The sequence below is a fragment of the Stenotrophomonas sp. YJH_SMC_8 genome (assembly GCF_059371315.1).
Genome location: NZ_JCAFUL010000028.1, coordinates 1 through 21,360 on the forward strand (window position 1 = coordinate 1; position 21,360 = coordinate 21,360).

General features: G+C 67.4%; 15 protein-coding genes. 2 read left to right on the forward strand and 13 right to left on the reverse strand.

What is annotated here, in order from left to right:
* Positions 1–689 precede the first annotated feature (689 nt).
* From AC5P88_RS20235 to AC5P88_RS20270, 8 genes are all read right to left on the reverse strand, one after another.
* On the reverse strand, positions 690–1,523 hold the full coding sequence (locus AC5P88_RS20235) for a TrmH family RNA methyltransferase (protein WP_495225873.1): 834 nt from the start codon (positions 1,521–1,523) through the stop codon (positions 690–692).
* Positions 1,516–3,033, reverse strand: coding sequence for an alanine/glycine:cation symporter family protein (locus AC5P88_RS20240; protein ID WP_106551214.1), 1,518 nt, complete (start codon positions 3,031–3,033; stop codon positions 1,516–1,518). The genes AC5P88_RS20235 and AC5P88_RS20240 overlap by 8 nt, the downstream gene beginning before the upstream one ends.
* Positions 3,034–3,283: 250 nt before the next feature.
* On the reverse strand, positions 3,284–3,880 hold the full coding sequence (locus AC5P88_RS20245; protein WP_495225874.1) for a GNAT family N-acetyltransferase: 597 nt from the start codon (positions 3,878–3,880) through the stop codon (positions 3,284–3,286).
* Positions 3,873–6,998 carry an efflux RND transporter permease subunit gene (locus tag AC5P88_RS20250; protein ID WP_495225875.1) on the reverse strand — a complete coding sequence of 1,042 codons (3,126 nt, stop codon included), beginning with the start codon at positions 6,996–6,998 and terminating at the stop codon, positions 3,873–3,875. Before AC5P88_RS20250 ends, AC5P88_RS20245 begins: the two co-directional genes overlap by 8 nt.
* The gene (locus AC5P88_RS20255; RefSeq protein ID WP_495225876.1) at positions 6,995–8,101 is read right to left on the reverse strand and encodes an efflux RND transporter periplasmic adaptor subunit; all 1,107 of its coding nucleotides are present in this window, start codon (positions 8,099–8,101) and stop codon (positions 6,995–6,997) included. The genes AC5P88_RS20250 and AC5P88_RS20255 overlap by 4 nt, the downstream gene beginning before the upstream one ends.
* 314 nt (positions 8,102–8,415) lie before the next feature.
* Positions 8,416–10,479, reverse strand: coding sequence for a TonB-dependent copper receptor (locus AC5P88_RS20260; protein WP_495225877.1), 2,064 nt, complete (start codon positions 10,477–10,479; stop codon positions 8,416–8,418).
* A gap of 71 nt (positions 10,480–10,550) precedes the next feature.
* Positions 10,551–10,982: a DUF2946 domain-containing protein gene (locus AC5P88_RS20265; RefSeq protein WP_495225878.1), complete on the reverse strand. Its 432-nt coding sequence runs from the start codon at positions 10,980–10,982 to the stop codon at positions 10,551–10,553.
* 686 nt (positions 10,983–11,668) lie between these two features.
* Positions 11,669–12,652, reverse strand: coding sequence for a LysR family transcriptional regulator (locus AC5P88_RS20270; protein WP_049427427.1), 984 nt, complete (start codon positions 12,650–12,652; stop codon positions 11,669–11,671).
* Positions 12,653–12,859: 207 nt separating this feature from the next.
* On the opposite strand from AC5P88_RS20270, the gene cysK reads away from it, so the two are divergent.
* Together cysK and AC5P88_RS20280 are read left to right on the forward strand one after the other, a co-directional pair.
* Positions 12,860–13,819, forward strand: coding sequence for a cysteine synthase A (cysK, locus tag AC5P88_RS20275; protein WP_106551328.1), 960 nt, complete (start codon positions 12,860–12,862; stop codon positions 13,817–13,819).
* Between the two features lie 237 nt (positions 13,820–14,056).
* Positions 14,057–14,656 carry an O-acetyl-ADP-ribose deacetylase gene (locus AC5P88_RS20280; RefSeq protein WP_495225879.1) on the forward strand — a complete coding sequence of 200 codons (600 nt, stop codon included), beginning with the start codon at positions 14,057–14,059 and terminating at the stop codon, positions 14,654–14,656.
* Between the two features lie 92 nt (positions 14,657–14,748).
* Here the strand turns inward: AC5P88_RS20280 and AC5P88_RS20285 are convergent, their stop codons facing one another.
* From AC5P88_RS20285 to AC5P88_RS20305, 5 genes are all read right to left on the reverse strand, one after another.
* Positions 14,749–15,894 (reverse strand): ABC transporter substrate-binding protein, encoded by a 1,146-nt coding sequence (locus tag AC5P88_RS20285; RefSeq protein WP_495225880.1) that lies wholly within the window; start codon positions 15,892–15,894, stop codon positions 14,749–14,751.
* Between the two features lie 129 nt (positions 15,895–16,023).
* Entirely contained in the window at positions 16,024–17,028 is a 1,005-nt protein-coding gene (locus AC5P88_RS20290; protein WP_049427418.1) for a class I fructose-bisphosphate aldolase, read from the reverse strand.
* Positions 17,029–17,224: 196 nt separating this feature from the next.
* Complete coding sequence (gene pyk, locus AC5P88_RS20295) at positions 17,225–18,691, reverse strand: pyruvate kinase (protein ID WP_106551325.1); 1,467 nt, start codon at positions 18,689–18,691, stop codon at positions 17,225–17,227.
* Positions 18,692–18,905: 214 nt separating this feature from the next.
* A complete protein-coding gene (locus tag AC5P88_RS20300; protein WP_495225881.1) occupies positions 18,906–19,559 on the reverse strand; it encodes an HAD hydrolase-like protein in 654 nt (217 codons plus the stop codon).
* On the reverse strand, positions 19,556–20,731 hold the full coding sequence (locus AC5P88_RS20305) for a phosphoglycerate kinase (RefSeq protein ID WP_106551323.1): 1,176 nt from the start codon (positions 20,729–20,731) through the stop codon (positions 19,556–19,558). Before AC5P88_RS20305 ends, AC5P88_RS20300 begins: the two co-directional genes overlap by 4 nt.
* Positions 20,732–21,360: the final 629 nt, after the last annotated feature.

The following is a 21,360-nucleotide window of genomic DNA, read 5'->3' on the forward strand; positions in this document are numbered from 1 at the left end:
CGCACCCACCACGGCAGATCCCGTATCGGTAGCGCCGGGCCATGCCCGGCGAGCGCAGCGGCAGGAGCGGTGCGAACCAAGGTTCGCACCCACCACGGCAGATCCCGTATCGGTAGCGCCGGGCCATGCCCGGCGAGCGCGGCGGCAGGAGCGGTGCGAACCAGGGTTCGCACCCACCAAGGCGGGTCCTGCATCGGTAACGCCGGGCCATGCCCGGCGAGCGCAGCGGCAGGAGCGGTGCGAACCAAGGTTCGCACCCACCAAGGCAGATCCCGCATCGGTAGCGCCGGGCCATGCCCGGCGAGCGCGGCGGCAGGAGCGGTGCGAACCAAGGTTCGCACCCACCAAGGCAGATCCCGCATCGGTAACGCCGGTCCATGCCCGGCGAGCGCAGCGGCAGGAGCGGTTCGAACCAAGGTTCGCACCCACCAAGGCAGATCCCGTATCGGTAGCGCCGGGCCATGCCCGGCGAGCGCGGCGACAGGAGCGGTGCGAACCAGGGTTCGCACCCACCACGGCAGATCCCGTATCGGTAGCGCCGGGCCATGCCCGGCGAGCGCGGCGGCAGGAGCGGTGCGGACCAGGGTTCGCACCCACCACGGCGGGTCCTGAATCAGGAACCCGGCAGGGTCAGAGCCCTCGCCTGCGGCGAGGGATCCGACCCCGATCATGCGACCCCGGATACGGGATCAGCCGCGTCGGCTGGCCCACTGCGCGAGCAGCACTGCCGTGGCCGAGGCCACGTTCAGGCTCTCCACCGCGCCACTGCCGGGGATCGAGACCTGCAGATCGCACTGCCCTGCCAGGTTGCGGTCCATGCCTTCGCCTTCGGCGCCCATCACGTACACCAGCCGCTCCGGCAGGGACGCGCGGAACACGTCATCACCGCCCTCGACCAGGGTTGCGGCTAGGCCGAAACCGGCACTGCGCAGCTGCGCCATCGCCTCTGCGGTCTCCGGCAACTGCACCAGCGGCACCGATTCCGCACCGCCTTCGGCCACGCGTGCGGCAGCACCGGACGGCGCCAGCGTGCTGCCGGCCGGCAGCAGCAGCGCCTTGACACCGAAGTGCGCGGCCGAGCGCAGGATCGCGCCGAAGTTGTGCGGGTTGCCGACACCATCCAGCCACAACGCCAGCGCCGGGCCCTCGCCCAGCTCCGCCAGCCACTGCGCCAGCGGCACCACCGGCGCGCGCAGCACGTCGGCCACCAGGCCTTCGTGATGGGTGGTGGCGGCCAGCTTGTTGAGGTCGCCCTCTTCCACCACGCGATAGCCCACGCGGTTGGCCACGCACCACTTCAGCACCGGCTGCATGCGTGGAATCAGCGCGTCCACCAGGTACAGCTTGCGCAGCGCCTGCGGGCGCTTGGCGAACAGTGCCTGCACGGCGTTCCAGCCATACAGGCGCAGCTCGTCGTTGCCGCGCCCCGGCGGCGGCGGGGTGCCGCCCTCGCGCGGAGGCAGCGGGGTGGCCCGCGGCGGTCGCGACGACGGGCGGCGGGCATTCTTCCAGGGATCATTCACTACGGGACAACTCCAGCTTGCGTTGACGCCAGAAATCGGCGTTCTTGATGCCCAGGGCATCGGGGTCGAAGGTCGGATCGAGACCGAGCTTCTTCTGTCGTTCGTAATCACGCAGGGCCAGCATCGCCGGCTTCTGGATGATGAGGATGGCAATGATGTTCAGCCAGGCCATCAGGCCCACGCCGATGTCACCCAGCGCCCAGGCCAGGGTCGCGTTGTGGAACGCACCGAACACCACCATGCCGATGATGCCCAGGCGCAGCAGCAGCACGGTCAGCGGGCGCTTCTTGTTGTGGTTCACATAGCTGAGGTTGGTCTCGGCCATGTAGTAGTACGCCATGATGGTGGTGAAGGCGAAGAAGAAGATGGCGATCGAGACGAACGCCGAGCCCCAGCCCGGCAACACCGCTTCCACGCCGGCCTGCGCGTAGCCCGCACCTTCCGGAATGCCGGCCAGGCCCTGGAAGATCGGCGCGGCGCCGGGCACCGGCGAGTACACGTTGTAGGTGCCGCTGGCCAGGATCAGGAACGCGGTGGCGGTGCACACCATCATGGTGTCGAAGTAGATGGCGAAGGCCTGCACGTAGCCCTGCTTGGCCGGATGCGAGACTTCCGAGGCGGCCGCCGCATGCGGGCCCGACCCCTGGCCGGCTTCGTTGGCGTAGATGCCGCGCTTGATGCCCCACTCCACCGCCAGGCCCATCATCGCGCCGAATGCGGCGTGGGTGCCGAAGGCGCTCTTGAAGATGATGCCGAACATTTCCGGCACGCGGTCGTAGTTGATGATCATGATGACGATGGCCATCAGGATGAAACCGGCGGCCATGAACGGCACCACCACTTCAGCGAAGTTGGCGATGCGCTTGACGCCGCCGAAGATCACCACGCCCAGCAGCAGGGCCACCACGATGCCGATGCCCAGCTTCAGCGCCTGCACCGACTCCATGCCGAAGGCCTGGCCATCGAGCGGACCGCACAGGGCAGTGCCGCGGCAGGCGTTGATGATGCTGTCGGCGATGGCATTGGCCTGCACGCCCGGCATCAGGAAGCCGGCAGCGATGATCGTGGCGATGGCGAAGGCCAGCGCGTACCACTTCAGGCCCATGGCCTTTTCGATGTAATAGGCCGGGCCACCACGGTAGCGGCCTTCGGCATCCTTGGTCTTGTAGATCTGCGCCAGGGTGCATTCCACGTACGAGGTGGACGCGCCGAGGAAGCCCATCACCCACATCCAGAAGATCGCACCGGGGCCGCCGAAGGCGATGGCGGTGGCCACGCCGGCGATGTTGCCGATGCCCATGCGACCGGCCATCGACATGGCCAGGGCCTGGAACGAGGACACGCCGGCGTCGGACTTCTCACCCTTGACGGTGAGGCGGCACATCTCGACGAAACCCCGGATCTGCATGAAGCGGGTGCGCAGGCTGAAGAACAGGCCGGCGGCCAGGCACATGAAGATCAGTGCCTTGCTCCAGATGATGCTGTTGATGAAATGTACGGTAGCTTCCACGCGCGCTCTCTCCAGTCGGCGGGTTGTAAGGACGTCCCGTCGGCTGGAGGGGACCGGTCGATTCTCCCTGATCGAAGGCCGCTGCGGTAGCGGCAGAAGGAACGGGGGAGGCAGGCGGCCTCGGAAGGGCCGGAACAGCGGCGGTAGAGTCGACTGTCAGTCGACTGCTCTCCTTCAAGCTGCGGAAAAACCCGCGCTGCGCGCGATGGTCGACTGACAGTCGACTCTACCCCTCCCCCTCCCCGGCTGCTCAGGGCAGCTGGGTGCGTACCCGGGCGAAGCGGCGCAGGTCGTGCAGCTCGCCGCGCTTGTAGATCGCACAGCGGTCCACGCCCTCTTCCTGGAAACCGTTCTTTTCCAGCACCCGTGCCGAGCCGAGGTTGAAGTCGACCACCCCGGCCTGCAGCCTGAACAGGCGCAGCTCGTCCATCACCCAAGGGGCGAACAGGCCGACCACGCGGGTCATCAGGCCCTGGCCCCAGTGGGCCTGGCCCAGCCAGTACCCGAGTTCAGCCATATGACCGCGCTCGGCACTGCCCTGCTGGGCGCCGACGCTGCCGCAGGCGTGGCCATCAATCTCGATGGCCAGATTCAGGGTACCCGGCGTGAGCACGCGGCCGGCGAGGAAGGCTTCGCCATCGGCCCGCGTGTACGGGTACGGGAAGCGGTCGCGCAGGCCGCGCGATACGTCGGGGTCGTTGGCGTGGCGCAGCAGTGATTCGAGGTCGTCGGGGTGCCAGGGGCGCAGTCGGAAGCCATGGCCGTCGAGGACTGGGGTCAGAGCCCTTTCCCGTTGGGAAAGGGATCCGCCCCCTGATCCGCCCCCGTCGGCGCGAGGGTCAGGCATGCCCACCCACCGAGGGCGATTCGGCTTCCTGCTTCTCCAGCTCGCGCTTCACCGCTTCCGGCGAGCGGGTGTACGGGGCCAGCCGCGCGTAGAACGCCGGCACCACGAACAGCGACAGGAACGTCGAGAGGGTCACGCCGAAGATGATCACGATGCCGATGGTGCCACGGCTGGCCGAGCCGGGGCCACCGGCCACCACCAGCGGGATCGCGCCGACCACGGTGGCAATCGAAGTCATCAGGATCGGGCGCAGGCGCACCATCGCCGATTCGATGATCGCCTCGCGCACCGTGCGACCGTCGTCGCGCAGCTGGTTGGCGAATTCGACGATGAGGATGCCGTTCTTTGCCGCCAGGCCGACCAGCATCACGATGCCGATCTGGCTGAAAAGATTCACCGTGCCCCCGCTTACCCACAGGCCGACCAGCGCGCCGAGCACGCCCAGCGGCACGGTCAGCATGATGGTGAGCGGGTGGATGAAGCTTTCGAACTGTGCGGCCAGTACCAGGTACACCACCAGCAGGGCCATGGCGAAGGTCAGCAGCACTGCGCCACCGGCACTCTGGTACTCGCGCGATTCGCCCTTCCAGTTCACCTGCGCGTACTGCGGCAGCTCCTCACGGGCCACGTTCTGCGCCCAGGCGATGGCCTCGCCCAGCGGATAGCCCGGCGCCAGGCCGGCGGTGATGGTGATCGAGCGCAGGCGGTTGAAGCGGTTCAGGGTGCCTGCCTCGGCCACTTCACTGAGCGTGACCAGGTTGGACAGCGGCACCAGTTCGCCGGAGGTGGCACGCACGCGGATCGCGGCCAGGTCGGCCGGGCTGGCACGGCCATCGCGACCGGCCTGGACCAGCACGTCGTACTCCTCGCCGTTGTCGACGAAGGTGGTGACGCGACGCGAACCCATCATGGTTTCCAGCGCCGAACCGATCGCGGTGACCGGCACGCCGAGATCCGCCGCACGCTGGCGGTCGATGTTCACCCGCATCTGCGGCCGGGTTTCCTTGTAGTCCGAATCCGGGCCGACCAGGCCGGGATTGTCGGCCATGCGCAGCAGGATGCGGTCGCGCCACTGGGCGATTTCCGCGTACTCCGGCCCGCCCAGCACGATCTGGAAGGGCTGGCCGCCACTGCGCACCAGGCCGCCACCGACCTGGGTACGCACGCGCACGCCGCGCATGGTATCGAGTTCCTTCTGCAGTGCGTTGGCCACATCCGGGGTGGCCTCGCTGCGCTGGCGCCACGGCTGCAGGAAGATGCTGACGCGGCCGGTGTGCATTTCCTCGCTGGCGCCCCAACCGCCGGGCACGCGCGGGTTGGCACGCACGATCGGCTTGTCCGGGCCGACGTGCGGGGCCAGCAGCGCTTCCACCTGCTGTACCTGCTGCACGGTGTAGTCGTAGCCGGCGCCTTCCGGGCCGTCGATCATGATCTGGAACGAACCGCGGTCTTCGGCCGGCGCCAGCTCCGACGGCAGCAGTTTCAGCAGGCCCCAGCTGGCGGCCAGCGCGGCCACCATCACCAGCAGGTAGATCCAGGTGCGGTCGACATGGTGGTCGAGCACACGGCCATAGCCCGAGGCCAGGCGTTCCAGGTTGCGGTTGATGAAGCCATGCAGGCCGCGCGGCGCCTGTCCGGTATGCGGCTTGAGCAGCTTGGAGGCCATCATCGGCGTCAGCGTCAGCGCCACGAACGCGGACAACGCCACCGCTGCCGCCAGCGCCACCGCCAGTTCGCGGAACAGGCGGCCGGTATTGCCTTCCAGGAAACCGACCGGCAGGAACACCGCCACCAGCACGGCCGTGGTGGCGATCACCGCGAAGGCCACCTGGGTAGTCCCGCGCTTGGAGGCCACCAGTGGGGGCTCGCCCAGGTCGATGCGGCGCTGCACGTTCTCCACCACCACGATCGCATCGTCCACCACCAGGCCGATGCACAGCACCAGGGCAAGCAGGGTCAGCAGGTTGATCGAGAAGTCGAACGCATACAGTGCGATGAAGGCGGCCACCAGGCAGACCGGCACGGTCACCGCTGGAATCAATGCGGCACGGAAGCTGCCGAGGAACAGCCAGATCACCGCCAGCACCAGGATCATCGCCTCCACCAGCGTGGCGTAGACGCGATCCACGGCGGCTTCGATGAAGGTGGTGTTGTCGAACGCCACGAAGATCTGCGTGCCCTTGGGCAGCGACAGCGCAACGCGTTCGGCTTCGGCACGCGCGGTGCGCGCCACGTCCAGCGAGTTGGCGGTGGAGGTCTTGACGATGCCCAGGCCGATGCCGGGCTCGCCGTTGCTGCGGTAGTACGCGCGACGCTCGGCCGAGGCCAGTTCGATCTTCGCCACGTCGCCCATGCGCACCACATAGCCATCGCGGCCCTTGCCCAGCGGGATGGTGGCGAAGTCTTCGGGCTTGATGTAGTTGCGCTCCACGCGCAGGGTGAAATCGCGGTCGGTCGACTCGATGCGGCCGGCCGGCAGTTCCACGTTCTCGTTGCGCAGTGCGGCTTCCACATCGCCGGTGGTCAGCCCGCGCGCGGCCAGCTGGTCACGGTCCAGCCAGATGCGCATCGCATAGCGCTGGCGACCGCCAATGCGGACCTGGGCCACGCCATCGAGGCTGGAGAAGCGGTCGACCACATAACGGTCGGCGTAATCGCTCAGCTCCAGCGTGTCCATGGTCGAGGAGACCATGTTGAACCAGATGATCGGGTCGGCATCGCTTTCGACCTTGGCGATTTCCGGCGGGCGCGCTTCTTCCGGCATGCGGTCGGCGACGCGGCTGACCGCATCGCGCACGTCGTTGGCCGCCGCTTCGATATCGCGGTTGGAAGTGAACTCGATGCTGACCTGCGAGCGGCCGTTGGTGCTGCGCGCGTTGATGGTATCGATGCCTTCGATGCCGGCCAATGCATCTTCCAGCACCTGGGTAATGCGGCTTTCGATGACGGCCGCCGAGGCGCCGGTGTAGTCCACCGACACCGAGACGATCGGTGGATCGATGGCGGGCAGTTCACGCAGTGTCAGGCGGGTGAAGGACATCACGCCCAGTACCAGCAACAGCAGGCTCATCACCACGGCGAACACCGGCCGCTGGATGGAGATGTCGGACAGCTTCATCCGCCGTGGCCCTCGGCCGCCACCGGTGCCGGCGCATCAGCCGGCTTCGCACCGCTGGCCGGTGCCGCATCCTTGGCCGCGACTTTCAGGCCCGGGCGCAGCTTGCCGGTGCCATCGACCACGATGCGCTGGCCGGCGTCCAGGCCCTGCTTGATCTCGACCACGCCGGCACGGCGCGCACCGGTCACCACGTCCACGCGCTCGACGCTGTCGTCGTTCCTGATGCGGTACACGAAGGTATCTCGGCCCACCTGCACCACGGCGATTTCCGGCACCACCAGCGCCGGGCGCTCGGGACGGAACAGGCGCACGTCCAGCAGCATGCCCGGGCGCAGCGCGTGGTCACCGTTGGCGAAGTCGGCACGCACGGTCACCGCGCGGGTAGCCGGATCGATGCGCGCATCGATGGTGCTGACCACGCCTTCGAAGCTGCGGCCCGGCCACGCCACGCTGGTGGCGCTCACCTTGTCACCGACGCCCAGTGCGGCCAGTTCCACTTCCGGCACCTGGAAATCGATGTGCATATGTTCGATGTCATCGAGCGTGGCGATCACCGTGGTCGGCGTCAGCAGCGTGCCCGGGCTGACCTGGCGGATGCCGAGCACGCCGGCGAACGGCGCGCGCACGCGGCGGTCACCGATGTCCGACTGCATCTGCGCCACGCGCGCCTCGGCGGCATCGCGGATCGACTTCTGCGTATCCAGCGTGGCGCTGGAGACCAGCCGCTGCGTGGCCAGCTCGCGTTGGCGCTTGTACAGCTGGTCGGCCTCGTGGAAGGTGGCCTGCGCCTGCACCAGCGCCGCTTCCTGGGCCTGCCCGCGCAGGGTCACGATCGGTGCTCCGGCGGCGATGTGCTGGCCACTTTCGAAATGCACCTTCTCGACGATTTCGCTGACCTTGGCGGTGACGCTGATCGACTCGCGCGCCTTGGCCGTGCCCAGCGCCTGCAGGGTGTCATTCCACTGCGTGGGCTGCACCACCTGCGCCGTGACCGGCACCGCTTCGCCCTGCCGACGTGCGGCGGCCTCCTGTTTGCCTGCGCACCCGGCCAGCACGGCCAGGCTGAGGCCAAGGGCCAGGGTCGAAGCGATACGAGCCAACATGAACGGTCCTGATTGATCCACGGCCGCCGAGTGTAGGCAAGGGCCCGCAAAAGCGGTATGTGCCAAGCGTTTACCGGCGTGGAACCGAAGCCGTGATAGCGCCTTGAACCCGTTCCGTGCAAGGCTGCCCATGGCGGTGTCGGCGTGTGTCGGGGTGTATCCAGCCGTGCAACGCAGGCGTTGCCATCGTAGAGTCGAAGCTGCCCGACGGAGGGCGTTGGGCAGGGGGCGGATCCTGGCGGGGATCCGGCCCCGTTTTTTTTTGCCCGGCAGCAACGCCGGGCATGGCCTGGCGCTACCGTTCCGCACGCTGGTCAATACCGGTAGTTCACCTTCATCCACAGGCTGCGCCCGGGCTCGTTGATGCGCACCGGATCGGCCGGGAAGCCGAAGTCGGCGCTGCCGGCCAGGTTCAGGTGCTCGCTGTAGGCGCGATCGAACAGATTGTCGACCCCCGCGCTGAGCTGCAGCTGCGAACTGAAACGGTACGCCGCATTGAGCGCGAACGTGGCGAAACCGGCACTCGGCCCGAGGTCCTGGGCGACCACGTTGCCCTGCCCGTCGGCCACGCGGTGCTGGTGGGTCACCGCACGCAGCAGTGCCCCGGCACTCCAGCGCTGGCCTTCCCAGTTCGCACTCAGGCGCGCTTCCAGCGGCGGCATCTGCGGCAGCGGACGCTGCTGGTCGCGGTTCTCGCCCCAGGCGTAAGCCAGCGTGCCCCCCAGTTTCCATTGCTCGGCCACATTCACTTCCAGCCCCGCCTCGGCACCGGCGATGCGCGCATCGATGTTGCTGGCCTGGCTCATGCCCATCATGCCGCTGCCGTGATAGGTGAACAGGATGTAGTCCTGGATCTGCCCGGCGTAGGCCGAGACCCAGGCCTGCACGCGTGGGCCCTTGTACTGCAGGCCGACGTCGAGCTGGGTGGTGCGCTCCGGCTGGATGCCGGCAAACGCGTTCGGTGCACCGGCCGGACCGTGATCGGGCGAGAACAGCTCCCAGTAATCGGGCATGCGCTGGCTGTGGCCGAGACCGGCATACCAGGTCAGGCCGTCGGCCAGATCCTGCTCGTAGCGCAGGAAACCACTGCCCAGCCATTCCTTGCGACGCTGGCCTGCGGTCGGATTGGGCATGTTCCCCATCATGCCGCGGATCGACTGCCGCTCATCGCGGACGCTGGCGCGATCGATGCGCAGGCCACTGATCCAGCGCTGGTCGGTGCCGGCGCCCAGGGTCAGTTCGCTGAACACGCCATAGCGACGGAAGTTGGCATCGGTCTCCCACGTCGCCTGGCGGTAGGTGTCGCGGCCCATGCCCATGCGGCCGCGGTGGCGGCTGTCTTCGCCATCCACACCCGCCACCAGCTGCACGTCCTGCCAACGCCACTCGGAACTGGCCCGGCCGCCCTGGGTACGGCGGTCCACGTTCGAGGCCATCGGCATCGGCATCATGCTGTTGGGATTCGGCGTGCGCAGCGTGTAGTTGTCCATCACGTGGTCGGCTTCGTTGTAGTACACGTTGGCCTGCACCGTGTCCCACGCACCCGGCAGGTTGCGCTTCTCGAAGCGTGCCGCGTAACTGGTGCGCTCGAACGCGGCGCCGTCCATGCCGCGCCCGGCATAACGCGCGATCGCATCGCCGGCACCGGCGGAGATTTCCAGCAGCGTATCGGCGTCCGGCGTCCAGCCGATCGCCACATCACCGTTCCACTTGCGCCACTTCGACGGCACCACGTCACCGTGGCCATCCTTGTAGTCATCGGCTTCGGAACGGTTGCCGCTGGCACGCACGTAGCCGGTCGGGTTGCCCAGGGTCAGGTCCAGTACCTGGTCGTTACGGTTGCGCGAACCGACCAGCGCACTGGCATCGGCACGCACGCCCGGCTCCTCGAAGCGCGGCGTGTCGCGCTCGAAGCGCACGGTGCCGGCCGACGCACCTGCGCCCCAGCGCACGCTCTGCGGGCCCTTGATGATGGTCAGGCGGTCGAAACTCTCCGGGGCGATGTAGGACAGCGGATTGTCCATGCGCGACGGGCAGGCACCGATCAGGTTGCCGTCGTTGCTGAGGATGTTCAGGCGCGAACCGAACATGCCGCGCAGCACCGGGTCGCCATTGGTGCCGCCGTTGCGGATGGCGGAGAAGCCGGGAACGGTTTTCAGGTAATCGGCACCATCACTGGCCGGCACCGGCTGCCGCGGCAGGCGCGGATCGGTCACCCAGTGCAGCGGCGAGGACGGTGCGGCGGCGGTGACCACCATCGTGTCGAGGGTGCGCGCTTCTTCGGCGGGCGCAGCGTGGGCCAGTGACATGGCCACGGCCAAGCCAAGGGCAACCGGCAGGCGCGCGCAGGCGCCCGCGGGGCGGGAAGTCATTTTCATCGGAACAGCTCCAGGGTACGCACACGCGCACGGCGCCCGATCAGGCGTCGTGCGGCAGATTCATGGGGATATCAGCGGACGATGGAGACGCGTGGTGGCCCACGTGCCGCATGTGCTGGCCAGTGCAGCGCGGGCAGCACCTGCTGCGACCACGGGAACACCAGGCGCGGCCGCCACATCAACGGCAACAGCAGCACCAGCACCGCCAGCCACGGCAGCAGGCGCATGGCCAGCACGCAGTACTCGCAGGCTTCGCCGTGCATGGCGTGGGGATCGGCGGGGTGGTTGGGCGCTGCCGGCGCAGCGCCATGCTGATCGTGCCCGGCCATGGCCATGTCGTGCATGTCATGGCCCATGGCCGCGTGGTCCATGCCCGCCATTGCGGCGTGCTCCATCGGCTGCGCCTGCAGCGCGCGGCTGACCAGTGGCGCAAGCACCATCAGCAGCGTCGCCAGGATGGCAAGCTGGAGCAGAAGGTGTTGCGGGCGGGACAAGCGGGTCACCCCGCTAGTGTAGATCCGGGTCCAGGGTTACCCGTGCGACGAACCGTCGCAGGAGGAGGTTTGTCGGCAGGGCTTGCAGCCCTGCACCTGCCGAATCAACGTCAACGTCAACGTCAAAAGCGGGCAATCCGTGGGATGGCGGGGTGGGTCCGGTTGCGGGAGACGCCGTAAACCCATCCATGGGGGCTTGGCCGCGGCATCCATGCCGCGGACACTCCCGCAACCGGACCCACCCCGCCTTCGACAGTTTTGCGCGATCTGTCGGAACGACTCTCGGGGTCAGATCCGTTTTCCGAAGGAAAACGGATCTGACCCCAGATGTATTTCGATATCTGGAAGATTTCATCCACGCATGGCGTGGATCTACCGTGTCGACCAAGGTCGACACCTACCAACAGCCGCCGGAATCTGTCAGAGGTGGGGCGGTGTCGGAGTGCGGGGTGTCAGCCGCATGGGCCCGAGGCATGCCTCGGGCGGGTTGGGCAGGACGCCCAACCCCGGTCTTGCCGTGTGCGCAGGAATGCGCACGCGAGCAAGCGGCTGCCAAGCCACCAGGGACGGGTTTACGGCGTCCCCGCACTCCGACACCGCCCCGCCAACCCACGGAATGCACGCTTCTGCTGTTGCTGTTGCTGTTGCTTGAATGTCGTAGTGGGTGCAGGGCTGCAAGCCCTGCTCGACCAACCTCACACCGTGATGGTCTGGGTCAGGGATTCCCAGGTCGGTGGCACCGGCCAGGCAGCGGCCTGGTTGCCATCCAGGACTCTTCGCAGATCGCGCGGATCAATCTGCGGGGCCAGCACATGCACCAGCTCCAGCGCGTAATCACGCAGCACCCGGTCGCGCGGCAGCACCGCCCAGGCGATGCACTCGCTGATCGGATCCGGCGCCGGCCACGATCTCAGGTCTTCGTCGTTGGAACTGACCGCCATCTCGGCCAGCAGGCCTACGCCCAGCCCCGTACGCACGTAGGTCTTGATCAGGTCGGCATCGAGCGCGGTCAGCGCCAGGTCCGGCACCAGCCCGTTGGCGGCGAAGGCGCGCTGCAGCGACGAGTTCGGCCGGGTCGAGGATTCATAGCTGATCAGCGGCTGGCGGGCCAGCGCGGCCAGGTCCGGTGCACGACCGGCGCGATCCAGTGGATGGCCCTTCGGAACCACCACCAGCCGTCGCCAGCGGAACAGCGGCACCGCGATGCCATCGGTGGGTTCGCCACCGGCGGTGCTGATGATCGCGATATCGGCATCACCCTGGTTCAGGCGGTCCAGTGCGTCGGCTTCGCCGGCCTGCTGCAGGTGCACGCTCACCTGCGGGTAGGCCTGCTTGATGGCCGCCACCGCCGGCGGCAGCACGAAGCGTGCCTGGGTATGGGTGGTGGTCAGGATCAGCTGGCCCTGGCTCTCGCGGCGCTGGTTGGCAGCGTAGGTGCGGATGTTGTTGGCCTCGGACAGCACCGCGCGGGCGCGGGCGATGACCTCGGTGCCGGCCGGGGTGACCGACTCCAGGCTGCGGCCCTTGCGCACGAACAACAGGAAGCCGAGCTCGTCCTCCAGCTGCTTGAGCTGCTTGGACAGGCCAGGCTGGGTGGCGTGCACGCGCGAAGCGGCCAGCGTGATGTTCAGCTCGGCGTCGGCGATGGCAACCAGGTAGCGCAGCTGGGTCAGCGTCATGGGAGGCGGGCGGCGTGGGGCGGAGGTCCACTCTAGGGTCAATTGCCGTCACCAGCTTATAACCAAAGGTTGTTTAAGAAAGGTATCTGGTCATTTCCGGGCGTCATATGCCGGCGCTACGGTCAGCCGGCAGCCGCTGGCCTGAACAGCCAGCCCTCCCCCTTCGCCCGCCGAAGCCCGGCGCGGCCCCGTTTCCGGAGCGCTTCCATGGCCCTGTACGACTCCATCCTCGATACCGTCGGCAACACCCCCATCGTCAAGCTGCAGCGCCTGGCGCCGCCGCAGGTCAGCCTCTACGCCAAGGTCGAGTCGTTCAACCCGGGCGGCTCGGTGAAAGACCGCCTGGCGCTGGCGATCATCCTCGACGCCGAAGCGCGCGGCGTGCTCAAGCCGGGCGACACGATCGTCGAGGCCACCTCGGGCAACACCGGCGTGGCGCTGGCGATGGTTGCCGCCGCGCGCGGCTACAAGTTCGTGGCGACCATGGTCGAGACCTTCTCGGTGGAACGCCGCAAGCTGATGCGCGCGTATGGCGCGAAGGTGATCCTGACCCCGGCCGCCGAACGCGGCAGCGGCATGGTGCGCAAGGCGCGCGAACTGGCCGAACAGCATGGCTGGTTCCTGGCCAGCCAGTTCGCCAACCCGGCCAATCCGGCGTATCACCGCAACACCACCGCCGCCGAAATCCTGCGCGATTTCGCCGGCAAGCGGCTGGACTACTTCGTCAGCGGCTGGGGCACCGGCGGCACGCTCACCGGCGTGGGTGAAGTACTGAAGGTCGCGCGCCCGCAGACCCGCATCATCGCCACCGAGCCGGCCGGCGCCGCACTGCTGAAGGGCGATGACTGGAAGCCGCACAAGATCCAGGGCTGGACCCCGGACTTCGTGCCGGACGTGCTCAACCGCGATGTGGTGGATGAACTGGTCTCGGTGGACGACGACCGCGCCATCGCCACCGCGCGCCGGCTGGCGGCAGAGGAAGGCATCTTCGTCGGCATCTCCGCCGGCGCCACCGTGGCCAGTGCCCTGGACGTGGCCGCACGTGCCGAACCGGGTTCAGTGATTCTGGCCATGCTGCCGGACACCGGTGAACGCTACTTCTCCACGCCGCTGTTTGCCGATGTGAACGAAGGCTCCGACGACGAGTGGCTGGCCGGCCTGCCGTGATGCGATCCGCCGGGCATGGCCCGGCGCTACCAACGTGCGACTGCGGGTAGCGCCGGGCCGTGCCCGGCGTGCGCCCTGCTTCAGCCTGCGTGAAGGCGTCGCCCGCCATCGTGCGTGAAGGCCGTCGGATCGCAGCGCGTGAGACGGTCATGACGCAGTATCGATGCCCTGTCCCCTACCGTGGGAACAGCCGGCGCAGATGCTGCGCGGATCACCTCACAGGCAGGAGACGGACGCATGAAGATCGAAGTTTGGCAGGGCGACATCACGACCCTGGCGGTGGATGCGATCGTCAACGCGGCCAACGAAACACTGCTCGGTGGTGGCGGTGTCGACGGCGCGATCCATCGCGCAGCCGGCCCCGCATTGCTGGCCGAATGCGAGCGGCTGCCGGAGCTGCGCCCGGGCGTTCGTTGCCCGACCGGCGAAGTGCGCGCCACCGGCGCCCATGCGCTGCCGGCACACCACGTACTGCACACGGTCGGCCCGGTCTGGCACGACGGCCAGCGCGATGAACCGGCACTGCTGGCCAACTGCTACTGGAAATCGCTGCAGCTTGCCGAGTCGCTGGGCGTACAGTCGATCGCGTTCCCGGCCATCAGTTGCGGCGTGTATGGCTATCCGCTGTACCAGGCTGCACAGATCGCGGTGACGGAAACGCTGGCATGGCAGCGCAGCCACGCGCAACCGATGCGCATCGTGCTGGTCGCGTTCAACACGGCCACCGCCAAGGCCTACCAGCAGGCGCTGGCCGCCGCCGGCCAGACCACGGAAAGCGAGCCTCGCGGCGCGATGCTGCCGCCGCTCGGCGATGCAGGCCTTGCCGCCGCGCATTGAAACGCGACACAGCATGGAAAAGAAAAGGCCGGGCATTGCCCGGCCTTTTCCGTTGCACCGTTGATGTCATCCACGCATGGCGTGGATCACGCTCAACGGCTGGCAGCTTCCACCGCAGCAGCGTCATCGGCCACGGCGGCTGCAGCGTCGGCAGCAGCGCGGGCCGCGGAGGCGGCAGCACCGTCAGCGCTGGCACCATCCACCTGCACGCGCACTTCCACCATGCCTGCGCCATTGTTCAGGCTGGACACGTCGACGGTGTAATGGCCGGCCGGCAGGGTCTCCTCCAGGCGCGAGTTGGTACCGTTGCCACCGTCGTCGTCGGTCAGCTCGACATCGCCACCGACCACGCGCAGCACGGTATCGACCTGGCTGGAGATCGCATCCAGGCGCACGTCGGCGGGACGATCCAGCGTCAGCAGGAAGCGGCGACGGCCTTCGTTGTCCAGCATGGTGTACACGCTGCCCGACTTCGGCAGGGCGGTACCATCGCGCTCGACCAGATTCCCCGGCAGTTCGATGCGGGTGGCAGACAGGGTGAACATGCCATTGACACCGCTGCCGAGGCCGCGCGCGGTCAGGGTGTACTTGCCCGGCTTCAGCGACAGGGTCAGCCGCGAGTTGGTGCTGTCGTTGCCATCGTCGTTTTCGGCTTCAACGCCCTGGCCCGACAGCTTCAGCACCGGATCGAAGACGTCCGACACCAGGCGGATTTCGTACAGGCCGGCCTTGTCCACCTGCAGGGTGTAGTCCTGCGAGTCACTGGCCAGCATGTCCACGATTTCGCCACTGCCCGCCAACGGCTTGCCGTCGTAGGGTTTCAGCTTCTCGGCGCGCAGGCGATACGGACCAAAGGCGGTCGGGCCATCGGCATTGACCGCCACCTGGTAGGTGCCGCCGCCGTTGGCACGGAACGCCAGCGAGACGTCGCCTTCGCGTTCGTAACCGGTGTTGCTGGTGGAAACGAGGCTGCCGTTGTTGAACACGGCGATCGAGCCGCTGAGGGCACCGGTGAGCTTCAGGCCGACCAGATCCTTGTCTTCCAGCTTGATCTGGTAGAGCTGGTGATGGCTGCCGTCGTTGAAGTTGATGCCGCTGCGCGAGGTGATCTCGCCGGACACCGGCTTGTCGAAATCGAGCGACGCGGCCTTGCCTGCGTCACCACTGCCGCCGATGCGGTTGCAACCGCCGGCGACCAGGACCGCGGCAACGGTCAGTGTGAGTGCTGCCAAACGCATGTTGTTTCTCCTTGGCCTTCCATGTAGTTCCCGCGTGCCGGCCGGGCGCGCGGGGCCGGAAACGATACCCGCAAAAGCAAACGCCGGCGTGATGCCGGCGTTACCCTGTTCATCCAGCGATGGGACGGATCAACCGTTCCACTTGCCCAGCGCGGCCAGGCCGTTGTCCTTGGCGCGCTCGTACACGGTCTTCTGGGCAGCGGCGTAGTTGCCCTTCATGTCCTTGGCCCACAGCTTCAGCGCGGCCTGCTGCATGGCGCGGCCGTAGGAGAAGCTCAGCGGCCACGGCAGGTTGCCCAGCTGGTTCATCGCGTTCAGGTGCTCGGTCGACTGTTCGTCGCTCTGGCCACCGGACAGGAACACCACGCCTGGCAGGATCGCCGGCACGGTGCTCTTCAGGCACATCACGGTCGACTCGGCCACTTCCTCGACGTCGGCCTGCTCATCGCAGTTCTTGCCGGAGATGACCATCGACGCCTTCAGGATGGTGCCTTCCAGCAGCACGTTCTGCTGGTACAGCGCGTCGAACAGCGAACGCAGGGTGGCTTCGGTGACTTCGTAGCAGGTCTCGATGTCGTGGTCGCCGTCCATGATCACTTCCGGCTCGACCATCGGCACCAGGCCGCATTCCTGGCACAGGGCGGCGTAACGGGCCAGCGCATGCGCGTTGGACTCGATGCAGGTGCCCGACGGAATGCTCTCGCCGATGTTGATGACCGCACGCCACTTGGCGAAGCGCGCGCCCAGCTTGTAGTACTCCTGCAGGCGCTCGCGCAGGCCGTCCAGGCCTTCGGTGACCAGCTCGCCCGGGCAGCCGGCCAGCGGGTGCGCACCCTTGTCCACCTTGATGCCCGGAATCATGCCGTGGTCGGCCATGTACTTGGCGAACGGCACGCCGTCCTTGGTCGACTGGCGGATGGTTTCGTCGTACAGGATGGCGCCGGAAATGTGCTCGTTGAGCTTCGGCGTGGTCAGCAGCAGCTCGCGGTAGGCACGACGGTTCTCCTCGGTGTTCTCGATACCGACGCCGGCGAAACGCTTGGCGATGGTAGCGGTGGATTCGTCGATCGCGATGATGCCCTTGCCCGGGGCGACCATGGCCTGGGCGGTTTCGGCCAGCTGTTCGATGCTCATGTATTTCCTGTGGCGGGTGCGGGAAAAACGTAAGTATAGCCCCGCTGCCCGTTGCCCCGGTGTCGAGGTCAGGATGGAAACGATTCCACGTCTGCGCAGGACAAAGGATGTCCTGCGGCATGGGGTCAGAGCCCCTTCGGGGATCTGACCCTGGGGTCGGATCCGCAACGCGGCTCCGACCCCGGGCCAACACTCCTTACAGATCGCCGAGGCCGCTGGCGCGGCCATCTTCACCCACTTCCAGCAGGCGCAGGGTGTTGGTCGCGCCCAGGGTTTCCATATGTTCACCGCTGGTGAACACGACGCGGTCGCCGGCCTGCAGCAGTTCGGCTTCGACCAGCAGGCGGATGCTGCCCCGCGCGGCTTCGCGCGGGGTCAGGCCACGGCTGTCGAAGTTGATCGGGTAGACATCGCGCATCAGCGCCATCTGACGACGTGCGCCGTCATGGCGGGTGACCGCGAACACCGGCGCCTTGGCACGGAAACGCGACAGGTAACGCGCAGTGCCACCGGATTCGGTCATCGCCACGATCGCGCGCACGCCCACGTGCTGGGACAGGAACATGGTGGCCATGGCAATGGCCTGGTCGGCGCGTTCCAGGTTGCGCGGCGAAGCGTTGAAGTCGGTTTCGGTCTGGAACTGGCGCTCGGCCCCCAGGCAGATGCGCGCCATCGCTTCGACGGCTTTGACCGGCCAGGCACCGGCAGCGGTCTCGGCCGACAGCATCACCGCATCGGTGCCGTCGATGACCGAGTTGGCCACGTCCAGCACTTCGGCACGGGTCGGAATCGGGCTTTCCACCATCGACTGCAGCATCTGCGTGGCGGTGATCACCACCTTGTTCTGCGCCAGCGAGGCCTTGATGATCTTCTTCTGCAGGCCCGGCAGTTCGGCATCGCCGATTTCCACGCCAAGGTCGCCACGGGCCACCATCACCACGTCGCTGGCCTCGACGATTTCTTCCAGGTTCTCGATGGCCTCGGTGCGCTCGATCTTCGACACCAGCGCGGCGTCGCAACCGTGCGAGCGGGCGATGTCGCGCGCGTCGTTCATGTCCTGCGCGTTGCGGCAGAACGACACGGCGATGAAGTCGACGCCGATCTTGGCGACGATGCCGATCAGCTCCTTGTCACGCTCGGTCAGCGCGCCCAGCGACAGGCCGCCACCCTGCTTGTTCAGGCCCTTGCGGTCGGACAGCACGCCGTCGTTGAGCACGGTGTTGATGATGCGTTCGCCCTGCACCTCGACCACCTGCAGCTGCATCAGGCCGTCGTCGAGCAGCAGCACGTCACCCGGACCGACGTCCTGCGGCAGGCCGAGGTAGCTGACACCCACCTGGGTGGCATCACCCGGGCCGGCGTTGGTGCTGGCGATCAGGTCGAAGCGGTTGCCCGCCTTCAGTTGCACCTTGCCTTCGGCGAAGCGCTCGATGCGGATCTTCGGGCCCGGCAGGTCGGCCAGGATGCCCACTTCCACGCCCACGCGGGCGGCGGCGGCACGCACTTCGGCGGCACGCTTGGCCTGGCCGGAAGGATCACCATGGCTGAAGTTGAGGCGCACCACGTTGACGCCGGCGCGGAACAGATCCTCCAGCACGCCCGGCGGATCGGTGGCCGGACCGAGGGTGGCAAGGATCTTGGTGCGACGCTGACGCTCGAACATGGTGAATGGGCCTCTCCCGATAAAGAACGGAAATTAGCACATCCTTCACGCCGCATGTATACGGTTACAGCCTTGTGCTGCCTGACTCCGCGGGTCATGCAGCGGACATGGTCCGGACATACGCTGGCGCAGGGGGCCGGTAGCGCCGGGCCATGCCCGGCGGGCGCTGGGCAAAGCCGCCGGGCATGGCCCGGCGCTACCGATCAAAGGTGCATCAGGCCAGCAGCGTCGTCAGCTGTGCCGGCTCGTGGGCCAGCTGGCCCGCACCGGCTTCAGTGAGTTCCGCTTCACCACCAAAGCCCCACAGCACGCCCACGCTTCGCAGACCGTGGTGGCGCGCGCCCTCGATGTCCATGCGGCGGTCGCCGATCATCCAGCACTGCACGGGCTGCACCTGCAGGCGGCGCAGCGCCTCGCCGACCAGTTCCGGCTTGTGGCTGCGCGAACCATCCAGGGTCGAACCGACGATCTCCTCGAACAATCCACCAAATGGCAGATGGGCGAGGATGCGCCGCGCGTGCGGCTCGTTCTTGGCAGTGACCACCGCCAGGCGGTGGCCACGACCATGCAGCGTGCGCAGCGTGTCTTCAATCTGCGGGTACACCGTGTGCTCGCGCCAACCTTCGGCGTCGAAGCGCTCGCGGTAAAAGCCCACCGCCTGCTCCACCCGCGCCGGTTCACCGAACAGCGGCGCGAAGGTGGTGCGCAGCGACGGACCGATCCAGCCCAGCAGCGTTTCCTGCGCCGGCACCGGATGGTCCATCTTCTGCAGCGCGTAGGCGATGCAGGCGGTGATGCCCACCTGCGAATCGATCAGCGTGCCGTCCAGGTCGAAGAACAGGACATCCTTGCCGTGGCCGGCACTCATGCGCCGCGCGCGTCGAGTGCCGCTACTGCGGGCAGGGTCTTGCCTTCCAGGAACTCCAGGAACGCGCCGCCACCGGTGGAGATGTAGCTGACGTCCTTGGCGATATCGAACTTGTCGACCGCCGCCAGAGTGTCGCCGCCGCCCGCGATGGAGAAGGCCGGCGAGCTGGCGATGGCGCGGGCCAGTGCTTCGGTACCCTTGCTGAAGGCCTCGAACTCGAACACACCGACCGGGCCGTTCCAGACCACGGTACCGGCCTTTTCGATCAGCTGCGCGTACTGCGCGGCGGTCTGCGGGCCGATGTCCAGGATCAGGTCGTCCTCGGCAACAGCGTCGACCGCCTTCACTTCCGCGACGGCGTCGGGCAGGAACTGCTTGGCGGTGACCACGTCGACCGGCAGCGGAATGTCGGCGCCACGCGCCTTGGCGTCGGCCACGATCTTCTTCGCGGTATCCAGCAGGTCCGGTTCGTACAGCGACTTGCCGACGTTGTAACCGGCTGCGGCGATGAAGGTGTTGGCGATGCCGCCACCGACGATCAGCTGATCGACCTTGCCGACCAGGTTGGCCAGCAGTTCCAGCTTGGTGCTGACCTTGCTGCCGGCGACGATGGCCAGCAGCGGCTTGGCCGGCGCGTCCAGTGCCTGTGCCAGTGCATCCAGCTCGGCCATCAGCAACGGGCCACCGGCAGCCACCGGGGCGAAGCGGATGACGCCGTGGGTGGAGGCCTGGGCGCGATGCGCGGTACCAAACGCATCCATCACGAACACATCGCACAGCGCGGCGTACTTCTTCGACAGGGCTTCATCGTCCTTGCCCTCGCCGACGTTCATGCGGCAATTCTCCAGCAGCACCAGCTGGCCCGGCTGCACGTCGACGCCGTCGATCCAATCGCGCACCAGCGGAACCTCACGGCCGAGCAGCTCGGACAGGCGCGCCGCCACCGGTGCCAGCGAGTCGGCTTCGGTCCACACGCCTTCCTTCGGGCGCCCCAGGTGCGAGGTGACCATCACCGCCGCGCCCTGCTCCAGCGCGCGCTTGAGCGTCGGCAGCGAAGCGGTGATGCGTTGTTCGGAAGTGATGCGGCCATTCTCGATCGGCACGTTCAGATCCTGGCGGATCAGCACGCGCTTGCCGGAGAGGTCGAGGTCGGTCATGCGGACGATGGACATGGGCAACTCTTTGGCTCAGGGACGGGATGCCGGGATGCGGCAGACGGCCATTGTATCGGGTGCGGGTGGTGGGAGGGCCGATGCCTGCGGCAGGCAGAGGCGCAGGGCAACAGCAACAGCAACGGCAACAGCCAAAGCGCTGGCGCTTCATGATGCCGGGGGTGGGCCGGGGCGGTGTGGGCTGGCAGGGGGCGCCGTGAATCCGTCCATGGAGGCTTGGCAGCCGCATCCATGCGGCTGACACCCCTGCCAACCCACACCGCCCCGGCCTCGACAGGTTCATGAGGTGATGCGGATGGCAAAGGCAAGAGCGGTTTCTGATGTCGGAGAAAAAAGTAGAGCCGAGCCCATGCTCGGCTGGGTCTACCGCGAACAGCAGCCGAGCGTGGGCTCGGCTCTACAAAGAGCGCCCAGCCAAGCAGCTTTTGCTCTTCTTTTTTCTTTCCGTGGGTGGAAGCAACCGGAAATTGTCAGAGGCCGGGCGGGGCGGGTTCGCGGGGGTGTCAGCCGCATGGATGCGGCTGCCAAGCCTTATCTGATCGGAATCTGGCAGCGTAGGTGCCGAGAGCCGGCGTGGGCCGCCGTACAAGCCTGGATCTCGACGATCGCCATGTAGCTTGGCGCCCACG